The organism is Chryseobacterium sp. Marseille-Q3244 (genome assembly GCF_940807095.1).
GTDB lineage: Bacteria > Bacteroidota > Bacteroidia > Flavobacteriales > Weeksellaceae > Chryseobacterium.
Map to the genome: position 1 here is coordinate 180,962 of NZ_CALNWX010000001.1, position 21,725 is coordinate 202,686.

Here is a 21,725-nt window from a genome sequence, read left to right on the forward strand (position 1 = left end):
ACAAAAAATAAAATCCACTATTAATAAAGGTTTTAGTAAATTTGCAACAAACCAAATAAAAATGAAAAAGTTTTCTTTTCTACTTGTTTTCAGTCTGTTGCTTTTTACAGCATGTAAGAAAGATCATGTAGATGCTACGAATACTAAAACGCTGCAGTCAAGTATTAATGATATGACTTCCAGCCTACCAACCATTAAACAGATTAAGTTTAATGAAGCTCTTTATATCCTTAAAACATTTGGCGTGGAAGCAGATGGGGATGTAAATGAGCTAAAAGCTCTTGGAAAACTGATTAACGGGAAAAAAGTTCCTGAAATCATGACCTTAGCTGACGAAGTTGCACAGAAAAATGGAATTGAATGGGCTAGTTCTGCCCCACCATCATTAGGTGAAATGAATATCTTTGGTGATGATAAAGCCAAGGAAAGTGATCCTAATGACGTGAAAGCAGGAGCATTAAGCCTTGTGACCAGACCAACAGGAGACGATGGAAGCGGTGCACCAACATCCATCCAGATCGTTCCAAGATTAGTAGATGCAGCAGGAAATCCTGTATCATTTACCGGAGCAGGTCTGGAAGCTACATTAGAAGTTTTCAGCAATGGAGTAAGACTTTCTACTGCTAAAAACCTGATGCAGGATAATAACTTTAAAGGATTCAATCTTAAGTTCTCCTCTATTCCGGCTTCAAAAGTAGTAGATAACAAAATTGATATCACTGTTTCTGTAAAAACAACGGCAAAGACATTCAAAATGTCTAAAATCGGATTGGATGTAAATGCAGCAGCCCTGAAAGTTCCTGCCGTTCCAAAAACAGATACAACGGCAGTTCCGCAACAACCAAGTGCGGTAGTAGACCCTAATAATCCGGGTACCACTACTCCACCTGCTACAACGGATCCAAGTACAGTAACCCCTACAGCTCCGGCTACTCCAAAACAGCCGACTGCAGATCCTAAAAATACAGTAAGCAAGTTCCTGAACAGTGTAAGTTCTCAGAATTTAAAAGCGGCTTATGAAACGTCCAATAACCCAAGCTGGGGAAGTTATGAATCATTCTCTAACCCTAACTCTGGTTTTGGAGCCGTTAAAAATGTAAGTGTTAAAAATATTACAACAAGTGCCTCTAATCCTAACGGAGCGAGTGTAAATGCTACTTATGATGTAACGGATAAAAATGGTAAGACAACCTCATTAAAGGTAACTTTCGGACTTAAAAATGTAAACGGAGACTGGAAAATTTCCAGCTATAAAATCAACCCATAAATAATGGCTTCAGCAGAATTAATCAAAAGACTAGAAGAAACAATTGAAAATATTCCTGACTTTCCTATTCCGGGAATTCAGTTTAAGGATATATCGCCCATTTTTTTAGATCCGAAACTTTATGAAGATGTCATTGCAGACCTTGCTGCTTTCAGTAAAGGAAAAGTAGATGCAGTATGTGGAATAGAAAGCCGTGGTTATCTTTTTGGAATTGCGATTGCTGTAGCATTAGAAGTTCCTTTTATCTTAATCAGAAAAGCTGGAAAGCTTCCCCCGCCAATCATTTCAGAAAAATATGACCTGGAATATGGAAGCGCAATTATCGAAACCCGTGAAGGACAGATAAAACCAGGACAAAGAGTACTAATCCATGATGATCTTTTAGCAACAGGAGGAACAACTGAAGCTGCTGCTAAATTAGTAGAAAAACAAGGTGCTACTGTTTCTCAATTCAGTTTCCTTATTGGTTTAAAAGGTCTGAATGGCGATGAAAAGCTGAAGAAATTTGGTGCAGAAGTCTACCACATTTTAGAATATTAATCTATATCAATAAAAAATAATGCCTCGAAAACTATGTTTTCGGGGCATTTTCTATAGTAACAGTTGATAATTCATAACATTTATATAACAATGCTCTAAAAGTATTTTGTAAATCTCTAAGAAACAATTAAATTTGCAATTCAATTTTTAAAAACTTATGGCAAAATTGGGAAAGAATGCTCAGAATGAGCAAGAAGGTAAAGAAACAGTTGAGTTCTTCAAAGACCTTGACAGAGAGGCCTTAAACACTGAGAGATTTCTTGAAAAATATTCAAAACCTTTAGGGATTGTATTTGGAGTTTTAGTTTTAGGAGTTTTAGGATTCTTTGGATATAAGCAATTTGTAGTTGCGCCTAAAAATGCTGAAGCTGTAAAAAGCTTCCTTGCTGCTCAGAAAAATCTTACAGAAAATAAAAACGCAGAAGCTTTAGGAGGAAAATCTGCTGCAAACCCAGGTTTCATCGGAACTTCTAATGAATATTCAGGAACAAGCATCGGACAGCTATCTGCTTACAATGCTGGTTTATTGAAATTCAAAGAGGGAAAATTCCAGGAAGCTTACGATCTTTTAGATAAATTCTCTTCTGACAACAAAACGCTAATGGCTATGAAATATGGAGCTATGGCTGATGCAAAATCAGGATTGAACAAAAACGACGAAGCTTTATCGTTATTAGACAAAGCAGCGACTGCTTCTGATGATCCTTATACTACTTATTTCTTCACAAGAAAAGCAGGTATTGTAGCATTAGGATTAAAGAAAAATGCAGATGCTAAGAAATACTTCTCTGCAATTGACGAGAAATACCAGGATTATGACAACGGAATGTCTGATTCTTACATTGAAATGACTAAATATTACTAAAAAATGGCAACAGTTAATCTTTCCGATTACAAGCCACTTCATATAACTAATGCCGAAGATTTTTCTATCGGCATTGTTTTTTCTGAGTGGAATGATTTTGTAACATACAATCTTCGTGATGCAGCTTTAGAAATTCTTGAAAAAGAAGGTGTAAAGGCAGAAAACATTAAGCTTTTCCCTGTTCCCGGAGCTTTTGAATTAAGCTATGCAAGCATGCAGCTTTGCAAAGAAAGAAAATTCGACGCTGTAATTTCTATCGGATGTGTGATTCGTGGAGAAACCCCTCACTTCGATTATGTTTGTTCTGCTGTAGCACAAGGAATCAAGGATTGTAACATCATGACCGATACCCCTACGATCTTCTGTGTACTGACAGATGATACCAAAGAGCAATCTATTGCAAGAAGCGGCGGAGACCTTGGAAACAAAGGAGTAGAAGCAGCAGTAACAGCTTTAAGAATGATTGATTTCAAAAAGAAATTATCTGATAAAAAAGGAAACATCGGTTTTGGACATTCTTAATTCGGTGACCCCTTTAACAATATAATTGGACTATTTTTTAATAGTCCTTTTTTGTTGGAAGATTTCAGAATAAAGACAAATTCATTAAACATCTGTTTAAATCACATGGAATAAGTCTTAAAATCTTATTAATAAATGTCAGGTTTTGCTTTTTTTGACTTAAAAGTTGTATACAACAACTATCTTTGTGAAAATCGTATAGACCATAAATCCATGTTTCTAAAAAAAATAAAACCTTTCCTATATTTAGGAGTTTTTTATCTGATTATTTCATTGATAATAAGGACAGTATTCTTTTTCCATCCTATCACCACAGCCAGTTTTGGATTTTTTGAGATTATTAAAGTACTGTTTGTAGGCCTTATCAACGATATCTTTGTTTTTATCCTCGCCAGTTCCATCCTTGCGCTCTACTTTTTATTCCTCTCCAATTCTAAATATAAAAAACCCTATGGGTATATTATTTTTGGAGCCTTGGTCGCATTTTTCCTGTATATCTGGCTTATTCCTAATAATATTTTCAAACAATACGGAGGCTCTGTAACCGAAGTAGCGCTTTCCTTTGTAGGAGTAAAAACATTCTTATTTGGTTTAATGCTTTTCCTTCCTACTCAAAGAATTAAAATCCGTAATGTTTTATATTTTATCACATTATTACTGTATGTGCTCCTTATCATCTTCAATGGAGTAAGTGAATACTTCTTTTACAATGAATTTGGAGTACGTTACAATTTTATTGCAGTAGATTACTTAATATATACCAACGAGGTTATTGGAAATATCATGGAAAGCTACCCTGTTATTCCTTTATTTTCAGGGATAATGATTGTTACATTAACCATTACCTGGTTTATCTATAAAAAGACAAAAGATGAATTACTGGAGTTACCTGATTTTAAACAGAAACTGATCTTATTAGGGTCTTTTGCTGTACTTTGTGCCATTAGTTTACTGACTCTTCCATCATTAATGGAGATCAAATCAGACAATGTTTTTGCTGATGAAATTGAAGCAAATGGACTTCCTAAATTTTACTGGGCTTTTACCCATAATGAACTTGACTATTTCCAGTTTTATTCACAGCTTAATCAACAGCAGGCAGAAAAAAACTTCCTAAGCCAATTTCCACAACATACGTTAGCAAGAAATATTGTGGCAGAACAGCCGGAAGCAAAGAAAAATGTAGTCCTGATCTCTATCGAAAGTCTTTCCGCAGATTTCTTAGAACATTATGGCAACACTCAAAAAATTACTCCTTTCCTGGATAGTCTTGCAGATAAATCTATGATGTTTACGAATCTATATGCTACAGGAAACAGAACCGTTCGTGGATTGGAAGCTTTGACTCTTTGTATTCCTCCTACCGCAGGAGAAAGTATCATCAAAAGAAATGATAATAAAAACAAGTTCACTACGGGAAATGTATTCAAATCAAAAGGATATGATGTTAAATTCCTATACGGCGGTTACAGCTATTTTGATAATATGCAGGATTTCTTCGCAGGAAACGGATATGATATTGTAGACAGAAACAACTTTAAACCGGAAGAAATTACTTTTGCCAATGTTTGGGGGGTTGCAGATGAAGATATGGCCAGAAAAGCCATTCAGGTCATGAATGCTGAAGCGAAATCAGGAAAACCATTCTTTAACCATTGGATGACGGTTTCCAACCACAGACCTTTTACCTATCCTGATGGAAGAATTGATATTCCCGGAACTTCAAAATCCCGTGAAGGGGGTGTGAAGTACACGGATTATTCTCTAAAACTGTTTTTCGACATGGCAAAGAAACAGGATTGGTATAAGAATACAGTCTTTGTGATCGTTGCAGACCACTGCGCTTCCAGTGCCGGAAAAACGGAACTTCCAATGGATAAATACAGAATTCCTGCGATGATCTTTTCAGAAGGATTTATACAGCCTCAGAAGTTTGATACATTGATGTCGCAGATTGACCTTATGCCTACTCTTTTCGGATTGCTAAATTTCAGCTACCAATCTAAATTTTTAGGACAAGATGTTTTCAAACCGGAATTCCAGCCTAAAGCTTATATTGCTACTTACCAGGATCTTGGCTTTGTAAAAGACAATCGTTTAACCATTATTTCTCCAGTAAAGAAAGCAAAACAATATTCTCTTGAGCTGGAAAAAAGTGATTTGGCTCCAGAGTTTAAGTTGTATTATAATGAAAAGTTGTTGAAAAACACAGATCAGAAACTCGTAGATGATGCTATTTCAGCCTATCAATCAACATCTTATTGGTTGAAAACTAAACAACTTAACCGGTAAAATAATTCTTTCTTAAAATCACCAATATTGGATATTTTATTATATTTGAAAGAATAAAACATTAACCAAAATCAAAAAATTCAAGAAGAGAATAAAGAAACTGTAAATGAATGCAGCGCTTATTAACGTATTGAGTTTTATACTTTAAGATATTATGAATTATTATTCATTTTTAAATAAGAGGATGGTGTTCATCCTCTTATTTTTATTTTCAGGAGTGGGAGCCCAGACACTTACCATCATTAATAACTCAGGTAACCCTATCATTATAAAAAATGGCAAAAAGGAAGTTACTCTCAACAACCGTGATAAAAAAGAGTTTACAGAAACTAATAACGTTTCCATAAATATCCTCAATGAATTTGTTCAAAATATTACTCTGTTTCTTGAGCCCAAAGAAAAATTAAATATCACCATAGAAAAGGATAACAAGTTTGTTTATACAGGAGATCAGGCTGAACGCCATGAATACCTTACCCAACAATTAAGTGTAGATACTTTTGGAAAAATAAGTACTTACGAACAAATAGGTCAGAGAAGAAATAACGGTGAATTAAAAAATGTCTCAGAATTGCTGCTTGTAGACATTTTAAGGAAAACCCAATTACCTAATATTATTATTTCTCCGGAGGATACAACCTCCATAAGAAGATTAAAAAATTATATTAAATATAATTGGCTTTATACCTTATTTACAACGATCAATCATCAGGATAAACACTTCAAAAAAGAAGCGCTTAATTATTATTACAAAAAATATATAGAAACAGATATCCCAAAATTCAGCTGTGCGACATCTTTACAATATCGTGTCATTGAGGTTATAGCAAAAAATAAATCTCTATTGCCGGCAGAACTCCCTACTTACCCTATTGTTGAGCATACTGATGATGACACAATTAACCAGTATCTGCCACAAAACTGTCAAAAACAATATTTTCAGGAGAAATATAACTACCTTAATCATATTGAGGGACACAATAAAGAATATTACAAAAGAATCCTGAGGGAAAAATTCAATGAATAATAAATAGAAGCATTCACAACTTAATAAACGGTTGTAAACTTTAATTTTATAAATTTACGACACAAAAACATATTATTATGAGATGGACAGACGACAGAGGCGGCAACGTTGAGGATCGCCGTGGCTCCGGAGGAGGCGGCGGTATGATTGTAGGTGGCGGACTCGGAACTTTAATTATAGCAGCCATTGTTTTCTTTTTGGGAGGTGACCCTTCTGGGATATTGAATTCCGGGAGCATACAATCTTCAGGAAATACAGGAGAAAGAAGAGAACTTTCTGTACAGGAAAAAAAGATCGGGGAAATGGTTGATATGATGGCCGGATGGAACTCCCAAACCTGGAGCCAGATTTTTAAAGAAAATGGAATGAACTATACTGATCCTAAAATTGTTCTTTTCGAAAGTACAACGAATTCCGGATGTGGTACAGCGCAGTCTGCCATGGGACCATTTTATTGCCCTGCTGACCAGAAAATCTATATGGACATGGAATTTTTCGGGGAACTCCAACAAAGATTTGGAGCTAAAGTCACTGAGTTTACTGTAGCTTATGTTCTTGCTCATGAAATGGGACATCATATACAAACGCTTTTAGGGACTACACAAAAAGTAGATGCCTTAAGAAGAAGCGGAAGATATTCTGAAGCTGAAATGAACAGGGTATCTGTAGCTACGGAGCTACAGGCAGATTTTTATGCCGGAGTTTGGGCTAAACGTACTGATGATACTAAAAAAATTCTGGAACCAGGAGATATTCAGTCTGCTATAGATGCTGCAGAAGCTGTAGGTGATGACAATATCCAAAGAAGAGGACAGGGATATGTCAATCAGGAAAGCTTTACCCACGGGTCATCTGCTCAGCGTAAAGAATGGTTTATGAAAGGATATAATACCGGAGATATCAGACAAGGGGATACTTTCAATCAACTTTTAAAATAGTCAATAGACTTACATTATAAAATAATCGCCAGCGAATGATTTCACTGGCGATTTTATTTATTGCAATTCGATTGGATTTGTATTTTTCTTAGCTTCTTCTTTTACCCTTTCTTCCATTCGTTTTCTCATCTCAGCAGGATCCTGATTGCCTCCCCCTTGACCTCTTCCACCACCGCCAATTCGCATTGGAGAAGAAATTCCTCCAGATCCCTGAGTCATAAAAGACATCGGATCTGTTTTAAACTTTTGTTGTTGTTTTACAAAATCACTTCTTTTTACTTTTAAGGTATTTCCAAACTGGTTTAAAGCAGGAAGTTCTGCAATCTTGTAATTCTTCATCAGATCAAAAGAATAATCTCCTTTATCATCCTCAACTTTTACAATCAGTCCCGGAAGTCCGCCAAATTTATAAGGTCCATCTTGATAGGGTAGATCTGTAGTAAACCAGGCAGTCCATTTTCTTCCTGCAAAATCTGCTTCTGCCTTCTGAACCTTATACTCCCCTATTTTTCTGGTTTCTGAGGAAATTTTCCAATTTAAAGGCCTGTCTTCTTCATAAGAATAAATATCCCGTCCTATTCTGTCTTTAAAATAAGTTTTTTGGTTAGCTTTATCTTTTTCTACAGAATAATTGATATTGGACCTCAGACCTTCCATCTGATCCCTGTTAATACTTCCTCTTCCACCGCCGCCTTGAAAGGCTTTCTGCATAATGGAATCTCTTTTAATTCTGTTTTCAGAGTAAAAAACAGATTTATCCTGAGAAATATCAAGATATGCATTTTCAGTTTTTATATCTGCTTTATTTTCAGCATCCGGCTTCATCGTTACCTGATACACAAATCGGTTGGCTTGTGCAGAAACCTGTTGTATAAACAATGCCAGAGCAATAATACTTAATTTTTTCATTTATATTTTTTTATTTAATTCAACTCAATTGGGTTTTGGTTCTGCCCTATCCCGTTTTTAAAAGAAAGATCACTCATATTGGCAGTTGACATCGGAAAATCCTGTCCATTATTGCCCATTCCCCGGTGCATTCCTCCGCCTGAATGACCGCCGCCTCTCATGCCACCACCATTCATTCCGCCTCCATGTCTTCCGCCTCCATTAAAATCCATAGGCTTCTCACCAGAAGCTCCATTTCCTGCCATTATTTTACGGTTTTTTCCAAATTCCAATTCTAATGCCGCTTTATCTCCATGAAAATTTACTCTTGTACTTTGCTTCGCCTCTGTACTGATTGATTCCTCAAAAGCATTATTAATGGTTACTTTTTGAACCAGATCAAACTTATAATCTCCCTTATCGTCTTCCAGTTTCACAATCAGTCCCGGTAATCCTGAAAACTTATAAGGTCCATCAGAAACAGGAATATCTTTTGTAAACCAGGCAGTCCAGATCCTGCCTCCAAAATTAACCTCCGCTTTTTGCGCTGTATATCCGTTTTGTTTTTCTACAATATTGGAAACAGTCCATTTTACAGGTCTGTCTTCCTGATAATAAATTTGTTTCCCGGCTACTTTATCATAATAGTACACTTTTTGTTCCGGAACATTCTTAATAATAAAATATTCAAAAAAAGTAGGTTCAGCAGATCTTCTTCCCTCCAGTTTTGAAAAATCTTTTTCTTCTTTTTTATGAGTTTCTTTTACTTGCGATTTAAAAGAAGCCAAAAGAGAATCCCGTATTAATTTATTCTCACTGATAAACAAAGACCTATTGTTTTTAATATCCAGAAAAGTTCTTTCACTTTTCATACTTACCAGATTAATGGAGTCCGGATTCACCAGTGTTGCATATACGTATCTTATGGTTTGTCCATTAGACATTATGGCCGAAAACAATACACAAAAGACCAGCAGTTTTTGTTTCATGATTCATTTTCTTTATAGATAAAAAATAGAATTCAAGGTTAAAATCAAAAAGCAGATCCTTAGGTTTAAAGGAGAAAATTATGGAACTTTAACATAAATCACGAGACATTAAAATTGTCTATGAAGATCAGAATCATTAAAATAGATATCTTCGATTTGAGATTGCGGAAATTAGTTCGTATTTTTGCATCATTAAATCATTCTAAATAAATACAATGATAAAGGTATCAGACTATGCAAAGGAGAAAGCCATCCAGTTAATGACGGAAGATGGTTTTAACCCTGCTGAAGATTATATAAGAGTTGGGGTAAAAAGCGGCGGATGCTCTGGTTTAGAGTATGTTTTAAAGTTTGACAACCAAAAAACAGACACAGATCAGATTTTTGAAGATAATAACATTAAAATTATTATAGACAAAAAATCCATCCTTTATTTAGCAGGAACAACTCTTGAATATTCAGGAGGATTGAACGGAAAAGGGTTTGTTTTCAACAACCCGAACGCATCCAGAACATGTGGATGTGGAGAATCATTTAGTCTTTAGAGAAAAGACATAAGATACTAGGCATCAAGCAAAATTGAAGTCTAAAATCTGAAATCTAAAAAATTATAATGAGTAAATATACTGAAGACGATTTAAGAGTCGATCTAGAAAATAAAAAATATGAATTCGGTTGGGAAACCAAAATTGATTATGAAGATTTCCCGATTGGTTTAAATGAGGATATCGTCCGTGCCATCTCCGCCAAAAAAGAGGAGCCGGAATGGATGACTGAATGGCGTTTGGAATCTTTCAAAATCTGGTTAAAAATGGTGGAACCTACCTGGGCCAACATCAAATATGAAAAACCTGATTTTCAAGCGATCCGTTACTACGCAGCTCCAAAAGCAAAACCTGAATTGGAAAGCCTTGATCAGGTAGATCCTGAATTATTGAAAACTTTCGAAAAGCTAGGGATTAATATTGAGGAGCAAAAAAGACTTTCAGGAGTTGCTGTAGATATTGTAATAGACTCTGTTTCTGTGAAAACAACATTCCAGGAGACCTTGGCAGAAAAAGGAATTATTTTCTGTTCTATTTCTGAGGCTATTAAAAACCATCCTGATTTAGTAAGAAAATATCTTGGAAAAGTAGTTCCTAGAGGAGATAACTTCTATGCAGCATTGAATTCCGCAGTATTCTCTGACGGAAGTTTCTGCTATATTCCTAAAGGGGTAAAATGTCCAATGGAGCTTTCCACTTACTTCCGTATCAACCAGGCAGGAACAGGACAGTTTGAAAGAACGCTTGTCATTGCTGATGAAGGAAGTTATGTTTCTTATCTTGAAGGATGTACAGCTCCGTCAAGAGACGAAAATCAGCTTCACGCAGCGGTTGTAGAATTGATTGCGTTAGACAATGCTGAAATTAAATATTCAACGGTACAGAACTGGTACCCTGGTAATGAAGAAGGAAAAGGAGGGGTATTCAACTTTGTAACGAAAAGAGGTCTTTGTGAAAGAAATGCAAAAATCTCTTGGACGCAGGTTGAAACAGGTTCTGCTGTAACATGGAAATATCCTTCTTGTATTCTGAAAGGTGACAACTCCATCGGAGAGTTCTACTCTATCGCTGTAACCAACAATCATCAATATGCAGATACAGGAACAAAAATGATCCACATTGGGAAAAATACCAAGTCAACGATCATTTCTAAAGGGATCTCTGCAGGAAAATCTCAAAACTCATACAGAGGACAGGTAAAAGTAATGCCTTCTGCAAAAGGAGCAAGAAACTTCTCTCAGTGTGACTCTTTATTGATGGGTAATGAATGTGGAGCACACACATTCCCTTATATTGAAATTAAAGATCCTACTGCACAGTTGGAACACGAAGCAACTACTTCGAAAATTGGAGAAGATCAGATTTTCTATTGTAACCAGAGAGGTATTGATACAGAAAGAGCGATTGCGTTGATCGTAAACGGATTCAGTAAAGAAGTTTTAAATAAGCTTCCAATGGAATTTGCTATTGAAGCGCAAAAACTACTTGAAATTTCACTAGAAGGATCAGTAGGATAACAAAACATGGTAGCTACAGAAAGATTAATTTTAAGAAAACCTGCAAAAGAAGATTTTGAAAGATTCTTCGAAATTAATCATGATCCTGAAACCAATATTCATAACCCAGGCGGACCGATGAGTTTTGAAAAAGCAGAAAGTACATTTACCAGAATGCTTGATCATTGGGAAAACCATCGTTTTGGAAGCTGGGCAATTGTTGAAAAGGATAATCCTGAAAATATAATTGGTTTTGGCGGACTGAGCTACAGACTCTACGGAGAACAAGAAAAATTGAATTTAGGCTATCGTTTTGCTTCCCAGGCATGGGGGAAAGGATATGCTACAGAATTCACAAAGAAAGCTATAGATTTTGGATTGAATGAAGACAATAAAGAAGAAATATTTGCCATTGTCCGTCCTAGTAATCTAGCTTCTGTTAAAGTTTTGGAAAAGGCAGGTATGATCAAAATCGGGACTCTAAATGATGTTCCTGGTCAACCTGAAAGTTTAGTATATAGAATTCAAAAATAATTTGTTTAAGCAAATAAAATGTTAGAAATTAAAAACCTTCACGCCAAAATTGAAGATGGCGCAGAAATATTAAAAGGGATTAACCTTGAAATAAAACCAGGAGAAGTTCACGCTATTATGGGGCCAAACGGAGCTGGTAAGTCTACCCTTTCTTCTGTAATCGCAGGAAAAGAGGATTACGAAGTGACAGGTGGAGAAATCTTGTTCCAGGGAGAAGATATCATCGAAGATGCTCCGGAAGACAGAGCACACAAAGGAATCTTCCTATCTTTCCAATATCCAGTGGAAATTCCGGGAGTTTCTGTAACGAACTTCATCAAAGCTGCTTTAAACGAAACAAGAAAAGCAAATGGATTGGAAGAAATGCCGGCAAAAGAAATGCTTGCATTAATCCGTGAAAAATCTGAAAAATTAGGCATCAAAAAAGATTTCCTTTCAAGATCATTGAACGAAGGATTCTCCGGAGGGGAGAAGAAAAGAAATGAGATCTTCCAGATGATGATGCTGAACCCTAAATTGGCTATCCTTGATGAAACGGATTCAGGATTAGACATCGATGCATTAAGAATTGTAGCGGATGGGGTAAACCACTTTAAAAATGAAGGAAACGCAGTCCTTTTGATTACTCACTATCAAAGATTGCTTAACTATATTCAACCTGATTTCGTTCACGTTTTAGCTAATGGAAAAATCATCAAAACAGGTGATAAATCTTTAGCATTAGAGCTTGAAGAAAAAGGGTACGACTGGCTTCTTAACTAAGAAGAAACATTATTTCAGAGATTAAAAACTTTCGCGGTCATTCATAAATGTAGCAAAAAAAGAATCTCTAATATTAAAAATTGGATTTCACTGTTTCTCGGAACAGCAATATTTTTAGTTCAAAATAAAAAGAAAAAATGGTGCAAACCACAGATATACCAGTAATGGCATTAAAAGAACAAATCATCGAAAACCATCATGAGTTTTTGGAGAGTCTTCGTCACAGATTTCTGGATGACAATAGAAAAGCTGCTCTTCAAAAGTTTGAAAACATGGGTTTTCCGACAAAAAAAGACGAAGAATATAAATATACCAATCTAAAGGAGATCACGGAAAAAAGCTACAACTTCTTCCCGAAAGAAAGCCACAATATCACTAAAGAGCAGTTTGATGAATTGCATCTTGGAGAAGAAAATTTTGATTGGATTGTTTTTGTAAACGGTAAACTTCATAAAGAACTTTCAAAAGTTTCTATTGAAAATGTAGAATTTCTGTCATTCAATTATGCGTTGAATGATGACAAACATAAAGAGGTATTTGAAAAATATTTCAATACAATTGCTTCCAAAGATTTAGCTTTCACCAACTTAAATCTTGCGTACTGCAAGTATGGTTTCTTCCTGAAGGTGCCTAAAAATGTAGTGATTGAAAAGCCTATTCATGTTTTCTATATTTCTCAAAATCAAGAAGAAAACACATTCTACAATACAAGAAACTTACTAATTGTAGAAGATGGAGCGAAAGTTGAAGTTATTGAAAGTCACCACAATTTTGATGACACTTATGTGTTAACGAACTCTGTGACAGAAATCTTCACTTATCCAAATGCAAAAGCAGACTGGCACAAACTTCAGAACGACAATAATACTTCTTACCTTGTAGATCATACCTTCGCAAAACAGGAGAAAGACAGCTTAACCACTGTGAATACATTCTCTTTTGGAGGAAAATTGGTAAGAAATAACCTTGATTTTATTCATAATGGATCAAATATCAATTCATTCATGAACGGAATCACAATTATCGGAAAAGATCAGTTGGTAGATCATCATACTGCTGTTCACCACAATTTCCCGAACTGTGAAAGTTATCAGAACTACAAAGGGATCTTCGATGGTAATGCCCACGGAGTTTTCAACGGAAAAGTTTTTGTTGATAAAATCGCTCAGAAAACCAATGCTTATCAACAGAATAATAACGTATTGCTAAGCGAGGGAGCAAGTATTGATACCAAACCTCAATTGGAGATCTTTGCGGATGATGTAAAATGTTCTCACGGATGTACAGTAGGTCAGCTTAATGAAGATGCCCTATTTTATCTGAGAGCGAGAGGAATCTCTAAAAAAGAAGCACAGGCACTACTTTTATATGCCTTTGCTAATGATGCCATGCAAAATATCGATATTGAACCTCTAAAAGAGAAAATTTCAAAGCTTTTAGCTGAGAAATTGGAAGTAGATATAGAATTTTAATTCTTATATAATTGACAATAAAAAAGCACTTCTTACGAAGTGCTTTTTATATTTATACCCTTTTGGGCTATTTCTTTAACCAGCTTTGGTTATCCTTATTTTCTGAACGTTTCTTTCCGTTATCAAAATTATAAGCTAAACCTACTCCTAACGTTTGCTTCAACTGGGTTTTCCATATCTGGTTATGGTCATACAACAGATCCAGTGTCACATTCGTAGAGATATATTTATTGATCTTCATACTTAAAATTCCGCTATATCCAAGCACTAACCTTTCCGGATGGTCCAGGTAGTTTGAAAATACGGATGCTGTGTTAAGCAAAGTGATGTTCTCCATAATTTTCAGCTTATACATGGCTGTTCCCAAGAAACCGAACTGGAAAAGAGAAGAATCACCATCATTTTTAAGTCCATAAGTTCCTGCTTTTTGAAGATCTTTATCCAAAACAAAGGTCCATCTGGCATTTGCAGGACGTAGTGTCACGGTAAGATTATCATCCGGACGATAAGTAACCCCTGCCCCAACGCTCAAGTAACCAGGTGCCATAAAGTTTGAAATTTTCTTTGCATCAGGATTGTTACCATCTTCATAACCTGGAGCAAATTGGGTCTGAATACCCATACCTCCGGAAATATACCAATGTTTGGCAAACTCTCTACCATAGTTTGTAGATAAGTTAATAACATCCTGAGTTTTTCTTACTCCGGTACCTTGTGTGTTGTTTTGTCCGTAACCAAGAATAATGATGTTTTCCCAAAGGTCTTTACCTTTTTCATAAGTAAGATTGTAATTGACACCCGCAAGCCATCCTACGTTGTTGGCTCCACCACCTACCCAGTTTGAAAAGGCAGCCTGGTTAAGCATTAAAGTATTTTGTCCCTGAATAGACCAGGCCTTAACAGTGTCTGCTGCAGGAGCATCGGTTTTTGTTTCCTGAGCCATGGCCATAGCTCCAAAAGAAACGGAAACGATCAATAAAACTTTTTTCATAATTAACGATTTCCTACAAATGTATAAATAATAATTTACGCCAAGATAAAACTCACATTAAAATGAATTGCTCTTAATTAAAAACACGGTGATAACAAAATGAAAATAAATCACTTAAATAATCATCCCACACGCAGCAAACTTAAAACAACTTAAAATCTTAACATTTAAACTAAGGAAAAAAGCACCTCATTGCTGAAGTGCTTTTATGATTGAATTCTGATTGTTGATTTATTTTTTAATCCACCATTGGCTGTCTTTACGATCAGAACGTTTTACCCCATTATCCAATGTATAGGCAAATCCAATTCCCAGCGTCTGCTTTAACTGTGTTTTTTCAATCTGATTATGGTCATACAGTAAATCTAATGAGATATTGGATGAGATATATTTGTTAACTTTTAGATTCAGAAGCGCTCCATAAGCCAACACCAGTCTATCCGGTCGATCCAGGTAATTGGAAAAGATTGAAGCTGTATTTGTTAAATGAACATCTTCCATGATTTTCAGCTTATACATTGCTGTTCCCAGGAAACCGAACTGGAAAAGAGAAGAATCACCGTCACTTTTCAAACCATAACTGCCTGCAAACTGAAGTTCTTTATCCAAGACAAACGTCCATCTGGCGTTGGTAGGACGTAGAGTGACCGTAAGATTGTCATTAGGCCTGTAAGTGATACCCATCCCGAGGTTCATATAGCCCGGAGCCATAAAGTTTGAAATTTTCTTTGCTTCCGGATTATTTCCATCCTCATATCCCGGAGCAAATTGAGACTGAAAGCCTGCTCCTAAAGAAAAGTACCAACTCTTGGAAAACTTTCGCCCGTAGTTTGTAGAAACGTTGATGACGTCTTGGGTTTTTCTTATTCCCAACCCTTTAGTATCATTCTGTCCATATCCTAGGACAATAATATTTTCCCAAAGATCATTGTCTTTTTCATAGGTAATATTATAATTAGCACCAGCCAACCAACCAACGTTATTGGCTCCTCCTCCTACCCAATTTGAAAAGGCTGCCTGATTAATCATTACAGTGTTTTTTCCTAATACTGACCAGTATTTTACTGTATCTACCTTCACGGAATCTTTTTTCAACTCTTCTTGTGCACTTGCATAAACCCCCATAAATATGGAAAGAATCAATAAAAACTTCTTCATTACTCTAATAATTTCAATGCAAAAGTATTAATATAATTTTTTTTAAAGGTAAATTTAGCCTTAAACAATATACTTTTTCTAATTTTCAACCCATTGACAACAAAATACTTCAATGAAACAAATGCCAAAATAAAAGGTTTAAAAGTTAAATTTAATACCTTTTGTCTTAAAATCAGGGAAGTATAAATAATTTCATCGACAAATTTTCCGAAATTTATCATTGGCTTTTGATTTGACATACAATCTCCATGTTTAAAAATGTAATTTCCAAAAAAGCGATTATATACCCTTTGCTAATGCTCTCTGCAATGTGGTTCGGATATTTTTTACAAATGCATGGCTTTTTTGGAAGTTGCTTCGGAGCCATTATTCCATTGGTACCGGAAGGACTGCTGGGAATCCTAACCTCTCCTCTATTACATGGAAATATAGACCATATCATAGGAAACTCTATCCCTATAGCAGCATTGATGTTTCTGTTGTATCAATTCTATCCCCTAGTGGCCAATAAAGTATTCTTTATCGGATGGATTGCAACAGGACTTTTGGTATGGCTGCTCCCTCCTATTGACATCATGACTGGCGAATATATGTATACCTGTACCATCGGAGCCAGTGGTGTAGTATATGTATTAGCCTTTTTCCTCTTCTTCAGTGGGGTTTTTAAATGGAATATGAAATTTCTGACCATTTCCTTACTGGTTGTTTTATATTATGGGAGTTTAGTATGGGGAATGCTTCCCGAGGAACTGTTCTATAATATGCAGGAACCTAGTAAAATATCATGGCAGGCTCACCTTTCCGGAGCGATTGTAGGAAGTATCATCGCTTTTGCTTTTAAAAATGTAGGGGAGAAAAAGAAAAAATTCATCTGGGAATATCCTAATTATTACAGTGAAAAAGATGATAAACTTTGGCAGGAATATAAAGAAAACCACCCGGAAGATTTCATGGAACTCCCGTATAAAAAAAGAGATGATATATGGGATCATTTGGATGAATTAAGAGGAAAATAAAACTTATTTCATTACATTTGATAAAAAACACACATGATCTCCGAAGAATATTTATATGCCATCGCCTTGCGCGAAAGCAGTCAGATTGGCGACATCAATTTCCATAAACTTGTAAAAACCTTTGGTAGTGCAGAAAATGCATGGAAAAAAGCAAAAAGAGAATACAAAAAGCTTGAAGGTATAGGACAAAAAACAGTTGCTGATATTGGGAATGAAACCCATCTGAAATTTGCAGAAAAAGAACTGTTATTTTGTGAAAAAAATAGTATCCAGGTCAGATTAAGGCATCTGGATGAAGCTCCCTCCCTTCTTAATGAATGCATAGACGCTCCTGCTATTCTCTACCAAAAAGGAAACATTGATGAATCCCTTCAAAAGATTAGCTTGGTCGGAACCCGCAATATGACTTCTTATGGAAAACAGTTTATCATAGATTTTTTTGAAGCCACCCAATCTTCAAAATATGTTTCTGTGAGTGGTCTTGCTTTAGGAGTAGACAAAGAGGTTCATGAGCAGTCTATCTGTAGTCAGAAACCAACCATCGCAGTTCTTGCCCATGGTTTTGAGTTTTTATATCCTGCCAAAAACAGAAAACTTTCAGAAAAAATTCTCCAGGAAGGGGGTGTTTTATTAACAGAATTTTGTTCGGCAAGAAAGCCGGACCGTGAAAACTTTATTCAGAGGAACAGAATTGTGGCAGGACTTTCTCCTGCAACCATTGTAGTTGAAACGGGATTTGGTGGCGGATCTGTAAGTACAGCAACTTTCGCCAATGATTATAACAGAGAGGTCTTTGCTCTTCCGGGAAAGATTACCGATGTTCATAGCCAAGGCTGTAATCAATTGATTTTACACAATAAAGCTACTGCTATTTCTACCCTCAAAGATCTTATCAGTATGCTTGGCCTCCATAATCCAAAAGAAAAAATTGCTGAGCTTTTTCCTTATAGCGAAACAACAATACAATTAACTGACAATCAGAAAAATGTCTATCAATTTATTAAACAAAATCCACAGATTTCTCTGGACGATCTTGCACAGGAAATTGATCTTTCTTCGCATAAAATCTTACCGATTATTTTGGAATTAGAACTTTTAGGGAAAGTAAAATCATTTTCCGGGAGACAATTTATAGCAAATTAAGAATTAACGATTTCTTAATACTGCATTATTTCACACATAACATTTCATTTTTAATAAATTTTAATCATAAATTATTAATTTAATAATATTTCCAAACATTATTATTTAATTTTTAACAATCTTAAAATAGAGTGTTGTGAATCTTGAAAAAAAAATTAAATTTGTTGACAATAATATTCAACCTTAATATATGGAACAATATAATATTGACCAGAAAATCCAAGAGTTTATTGCAAAAATTGAAGCAAAAAATCCTAACGAACCGGAATTCTTACAGGCTGTAAAAGAAGTTGCCGTAACTGTAATTCCATTCATTGCTACGAGAAAAGAATATACCGGAATGAAGCTGCTTGAAAGAATGGCTGAAGCTGAAAGAATTATTATCTTCAGAGTTCCATGGGTTGACGATAAAGGAGAAATTCAGGTTAACAGAGGTTTCAGAATCCAAATGAACTCTGCTATTGGACCATACAAAGGAGGAATCCGTTTCCACCCTACTGTAAACTTATCAGTTCTTAAATTCTTAGCTTTCGAACAAGTGTTTAAAAACTCTTTAACGACTCTTCCAATGGGTGGAGGTAAAGGAGGTTCAGATTTTGATCCACAAGGAAAATCTGATATGGAAGTGATGCGTTTCTGCCAGGCTTTCATGACGGAATTATGTAAGCACATTGGTCCTGAAACAGATGTACCTGCAGGAGATATTGGTGTAGGAGCAAGAGAAATCGGTTACTTATTCGGACAATACAAGAAAATCAGAAACGAATTTACCGGAGTTCTTACAGGAAAAGGTCTTGCTTACGGAGGTTCATTAATCCGTCCTGAAGCTACAGGATACGGAGTGGTATACTTCGCTGAGCAAATGCTTAAAACGATCGGACAGAATTTCCAAGGAAAAATAGTAACTGTTTCAGGTTTCGGAAACGTAGCTTGGGGAGTTATCAAAAAAGCAACTGAGCTTGGAGCAAAAGTTGTAACACTTTCTGGTCCTGATGGATATATCTATGATAAAGATGGTATCAGCGGAGAAAAAATTGACTATTTATTAGAACTTAGAGCTTCTGGAAACAACAGAGCTGAGGACTATGCTAAAAAATATCCATCTGCTGAATTCCACGCTGGAAAACGTCCTTGGGAAGTGAAGTGTGACGTAGCATTCCCTTCTGCAACTCAAAACGAATTAGATTTAGATGATGCAAGAAAATTAGTTGAAAACGGATGTCTTTGTGTAACTGAAGCGGCTAACATGCCTTCTACACTTGACGCAATCAACTATTTCTTAGACAATAAAGTATTATTCTCTCCTGGTAAAGCTTCCAACGCTGGAGGTGTTGCTACATCAGGATTAGAAATGACTCAGAACTCTATCCGTCTTAACTGGACTTCTGAAGAAGTTGACGCAAGATTAAAGGAAATCATGATCGGTATCCACAAAGCTTGTAGAGACTACGGAAAAGACGAAGACGGTTATGTAAACTACGTAAAAGGTGCCAATATTGCCGGCTTCGTAAAAGTAGCAGAAGCAATGTTAGCTCAAGGAGTTGTGTAACATAAAAAGATAAAGGTTGGGAAAAACTCCCGACCTTTTTTGATATAGCCTGTTCCCGGGATAATGGGAAAAAAGTAAAAAGTGAAAGGAGAAAGCGCTGCTATATGCAGCGCTTTTTTTATTTTAAGTATTCGTCAATTTCTATACTCCGGTTTTCATTATTGGCATCTACTATAGCTTTCAGAATCATTTTAATCTGAGTTTTATCTATGATATGTTGATTAAAAAATACATACTCAATAGCTTTTGTATTTCTTATATCTTCTAATGGGTTTTTAGTAAGCAGGACTAAATCCGAATGGTAGCCTATTTTTATCTTCCCGGTTTTACTTTTCATCCATTGACCGGGCTCCACAGTAGCAGAATAAATGGCTTGTGAATTGGTCATTCCAGATTTAGATAATGATTCTAGTTCATCATGAAGAGAAAATCCAGGAACAACGGTTGCTACAGTAGCATCTGTTCCGGCCATAATGGGAACTTTATGATCTACCAGTGCTTTTGTCATAATATGAATGGCCTCTGCATAGGTCTTCCAATATGTTAATGATAATTTTCTTGCACCCGGATCATCTTTTCCATTATACTCATATCCATTTCTACCGGGCAGCCAGCCGGATTTGTACAATGGAGTTCCTTCAACAATCTTCGGATTGACATATTTTAATTCTATTTCTTTAAGTTTAGATTTTAAATTAAATCTTTGCCCTACAAAACTTTCACACAACCAAACCGTTGAAGTAACACTAATATCATTCTGTTTTAGGTTTTTCGCAATTTGGGCTGAACGTGCTTTTAAAAATGCAAGATATTCATTAGGATTTTTAGCTATTGACTTTCCAAAATCTTCAATAGTTTTCTTGGTTATTTCTTCAATATGAGCCACTTCTTTTTGACCCGATTGATAAAAGGTATCTAAATTAACCAAAGGGATATGACCAATCACCGGAATATTATTTTCTTTAGCAATTTCAAGTGTTGTTTTAAACATCTCCGGATTTACAAAACCATACATTTTAATAGCGTCATAACCTTGTTCTTTTATTTTTTTTATGGCTTTTTGAGCATCTTCTTTGTTTGAATAGTCGACGGCCTTCCTTGTCCAGGCATAATAATAACCCATCAATCCGCTTTCGCTATATATAGGCCGGGACGCAATAAACATTTGTGGACCGAGGCCATTTTTCTGTATTGACTTTCTCCATTCTAATACAACAGCCCTTCCTGCCATATCTCTAATATAGGTAACCCCATTCACCAGGTACAAAAATAAGTCATTCTTACTTTCTTGTAAATGAGCATGGCTGTCTACAAGCCCCGGAATAAGATATTTGTCTGTACCATCAATAAGAACAGCATCTTTATTTATAGCCAGGTTTTCACTTAATTGAACAATCATACCATCTTTAATGAGTACATCTTGGTTTTTAATGAAATGGGTACAATCCTCTGAAAGGACATTAGCATTTCTTATCTGAACGATTTGGGATGATTTTATAAATGAAGAAAAATCAATAACCTTAGTAGACTTGCCCATGACTTTATTTAATTCATGATCTGCCCAAATAAAAACACAAATAAGAACACCAAACAATGCTATAACCGAATACAGAACTCTCCTAATCCAAAGCTTTTTCATATATATTTATTTTTATTTGGAAGGCAAAATAAAAACAAAAAACCCTTTCTGTAAGGTAATTTCAGGGATTAGGTATGAAATATGCGGTTTTA

Annotated in this window: 21 protein-coding genes; 15 read left to right on the plus strand and 6 right to left on the minus strand. The window is 35.6% G+C overall.

The window, feature by feature from the left end:
• Positions 1–61 precede the first annotated feature (61 nt).
• From NBX25_RS00765 to ypfJ, 7 genes are all read left to right on the plus strand, one after another.
• A complete protein-coding gene (locus tag NBX25_RS00765; protein WP_123909398.1) occupies positions 62–1,267 on the plus strand; it encodes a hypothetical protein in 1,206 nt (401 codons plus the stop codon).
• Between the two features lie 3 nt (positions 1,268–1,270).
• Positions 1,271–1,807, plus strand: coding sequence for an adenine phosphoribosyltransferase (locus NBX25_RS00770; RefSeq protein WP_250252345.1), 537 nt, complete (start codon positions 1,271–1,273; stop codon positions 1,805–1,807).
• A 157-nt stretch (positions 1,808–1,964) separates the two neighbouring features.
• Complete coding sequence (locus NBX25_RS00775; RefSeq protein WP_123320372.1) at positions 1,965–2,672, plus strand: YfgM family protein; 708 nt, start codon at positions 1,965–1,967, stop codon at positions 2,670–2,672.
• A 3-nt stretch (positions 2,673–2,675) separates the two neighbouring features.
• Entirely contained in the window at positions 2,676–3,194 is a 519-nt protein-coding gene (gene ribH / locus NBX25_RS00780) for a 6,7-dimethyl-8-ribityllumazine synthase (RefSeq protein WP_250252347.1), read from the plus strand.
• A gap of 213 nt (positions 3,195–3,407) precedes the next feature.
• Positions 3,408–5,486: an LTA synthase family protein gene (locus NBX25_RS00785; protein WP_123909401.1), complete on the plus strand. Its 2,079-nt coding sequence runs from the start codon at positions 3,408–3,410 to the stop codon at positions 5,484–5,486.
• A 184-nt stretch (positions 5,487–5,670) separates the two neighbouring features.
• Positions 5,671–6,513, plus strand: a complete 843-nt coding sequence (locus NBX25_RS00790; protein ID WP_250252349.1) for a hypothetical protein — start codon at positions 5,671–5,673, stop codon at positions 6,511–6,513.
• 77 nt (positions 6,514–6,590) lie between these two features.
• Positions 6,591–7,451: a KPN_02809 family neutral zinc metallopeptidase gene (gene ypfJ, locus NBX25_RS00795; protein WP_250252352.1), complete on the plus strand. Its 861-nt coding sequence runs from the start codon at positions 6,591–6,593 to the stop codon at positions 7,449–7,451.
• A 57-nt stretch (positions 7,452–7,508) separates the two neighbouring features.
• Here ypfJ and NBX25_RS00800 read toward each other — a convergent pair whose 3' ends face one another.
• Complete coding sequence (locus NBX25_RS00800; protein ID WP_250252354.1) at positions 7,509–8,360, minus strand: GLPGLI family protein; 852 nt, start codon at positions 8,358–8,360, stop codon at positions 7,509–7,511.
• A 14-nt stretch (positions 8,361–8,374) separates the two neighbouring features.
• The gene (locus NBX25_RS00805; RefSeq protein WP_250252356.1) at positions 8,375–9,328 is read right to left on the minus strand and encodes a GLPGLI family protein; all 954 of its coding nucleotides are present in this window, start codon (positions 9,326–9,328) and stop codon (positions 8,375–8,377) included.
• Positions 9,329–9,543: 215 nt separating this feature from the next.
• Between NBX25_RS00805 and NBX25_RS00810 the strand changes: the two genes are divergently transcribed.
• The 5 genes from NBX25_RS00810 (at position 9,544) to sufD (ending at position 14,137) form a co-directional block, all read left to right on the plus strand.
• Positions 9,544–9,873 carry a HesB/IscA family protein gene (locus NBX25_RS00810; protein WP_027372006.1) on the plus strand — a complete coding sequence of 110 codons (330 nt, stop codon included), beginning with the start codon at positions 9,544–9,546 and terminating at the stop codon, positions 9,871–9,873.
• Positions 9,874–9,941: 68 nt separating this feature from the next.
• Complete coding sequence (sufB, locus tag NBX25_RS00815) at positions 9,942–11,390, plus strand: Fe-S cluster assembly protein SufB (protein ID WP_123909406.1); 1,449 nt, start codon at positions 9,942–9,944, stop codon at positions 11,388–11,390.
• A gap of 6 nt (positions 11,391–11,396) precedes the next feature.
• Positions 11,397–11,903 (plus strand): GNAT family N-acetyltransferase, encoded by a 507-nt coding sequence (locus NBX25_RS00820; RefSeq protein WP_123909407.1) that lies wholly within the window; start codon positions 11,397–11,399, stop codon positions 11,901–11,903.
• Between the two features lie 18 nt (positions 11,904–11,921).
• On the plus strand, positions 11,922–12,665 hold the full coding sequence (gene sufC / locus NBX25_RS00825) for a Fe-S cluster assembly ATPase SufC (protein WP_123909408.1): 744 nt from the start codon (positions 11,922–11,924) through the stop codon (positions 12,663–12,665).
• Positions 12,666–12,829: 164 nt separating this feature from the next.
• A complete protein-coding gene (sufD, locus tag NBX25_RS00830) occupies positions 12,830–14,137 on the plus strand; it encodes a Fe-S cluster assembly protein SufD (protein ID WP_123911800.1) in 1,308 nt (435 codons plus the stop codon).
• Between the two features lie 67 nt (positions 14,138–14,204).
• Here sufD and NBX25_RS00835 read toward each other — a convergent pair whose 3' ends face one another.
• The 3 genes from NBX25_RS00835 to NBX25_RS00845 form a co-directional block, all read right to left on the minus strand.
• The gene (locus tag NBX25_RS00835; protein WP_250252359.1) at positions 14,205–15,128 is read right to left on the minus strand and encodes a DUF3078 domain-containing protein; all 924 of its coding nucleotides are present in this window, start codon (positions 15,126–15,128) and stop codon (positions 14,205–14,207) included.
• A gap of 231 nt (positions 15,129–15,359) precedes the next feature.
• Positions 15,360–16,286, minus strand: coding sequence for a DUF3078 domain-containing protein (locus NBX25_RS00840; protein WP_123909410.1), 927 nt, complete (start codon positions 16,284–16,286; stop codon positions 15,360–15,362).
• On the minus strand, positions 16,286–16,525 hold the full coding sequence (locus tag NBX25_RS00845; RefSeq protein ID WP_250252362.1) for a hypothetical protein: 240 nt from the start codon (positions 16,523–16,525) through the stop codon (positions 16,286–16,288). The genes NBX25_RS00840 and NBX25_RS00845 overlap by 1 nt, the downstream gene beginning before the upstream one ends.
• Positions 16,526–16,534: 9 nt before the next feature.
• Here NBX25_RS00845 and NBX25_RS00850 point away from each other — a divergent pair, with 9 nt between their 5' ends.
• The 3 genes from NBX25_RS00850 (at position 16,535) to gdhA (ending at position 19,994) form a co-directional block, all read left to right on the plus strand.
• The gene (locus NBX25_RS00850; RefSeq protein WP_123909412.1) at positions 16,535–17,302 is read left to right on the plus strand and encodes a rhomboid family intramembrane serine protease; all 768 of its coding nucleotides are present in this window, start codon (positions 16,535–16,537) and stop codon (positions 17,300–17,302) included.
• 33 nt (positions 17,303–17,335) lie between these two features.
• Complete coding sequence (gene dprA / locus NBX25_RS00855; RefSeq protein ID WP_123909413.1) at positions 17,336–18,445, plus strand: DNA-processing protein DprA; 1,110 nt, start codon at positions 17,336–17,338, stop codon at positions 18,443–18,445.
• Positions 18,446–18,635: 190 nt separating this feature from the next.
• A complete protein-coding gene (gene gdhA, locus NBX25_RS00860; RefSeq protein ID WP_123909414.1) occupies positions 18,636–19,994 on the plus strand; it encodes an NADP-specific glutamate dehydrogenase in 1,359 nt (452 codons plus the stop codon).
• A gap of 118 nt (positions 19,995–20,112) precedes the next feature.
• Here the strand turns inward: gdhA and NBX25_RS00865 are convergent, their stop codons facing one another.
• Positions 20,113–21,633, minus strand: a complete 1,521-nt coding sequence (locus tag NBX25_RS00865) for an amidohydrolase family protein (protein ID WP_250252365.1) — start codon at positions 21,631–21,633, stop codon at positions 20,113–20,115.
• Positions 21,634–21,725 lie beyond the last annotated feature (92 nt).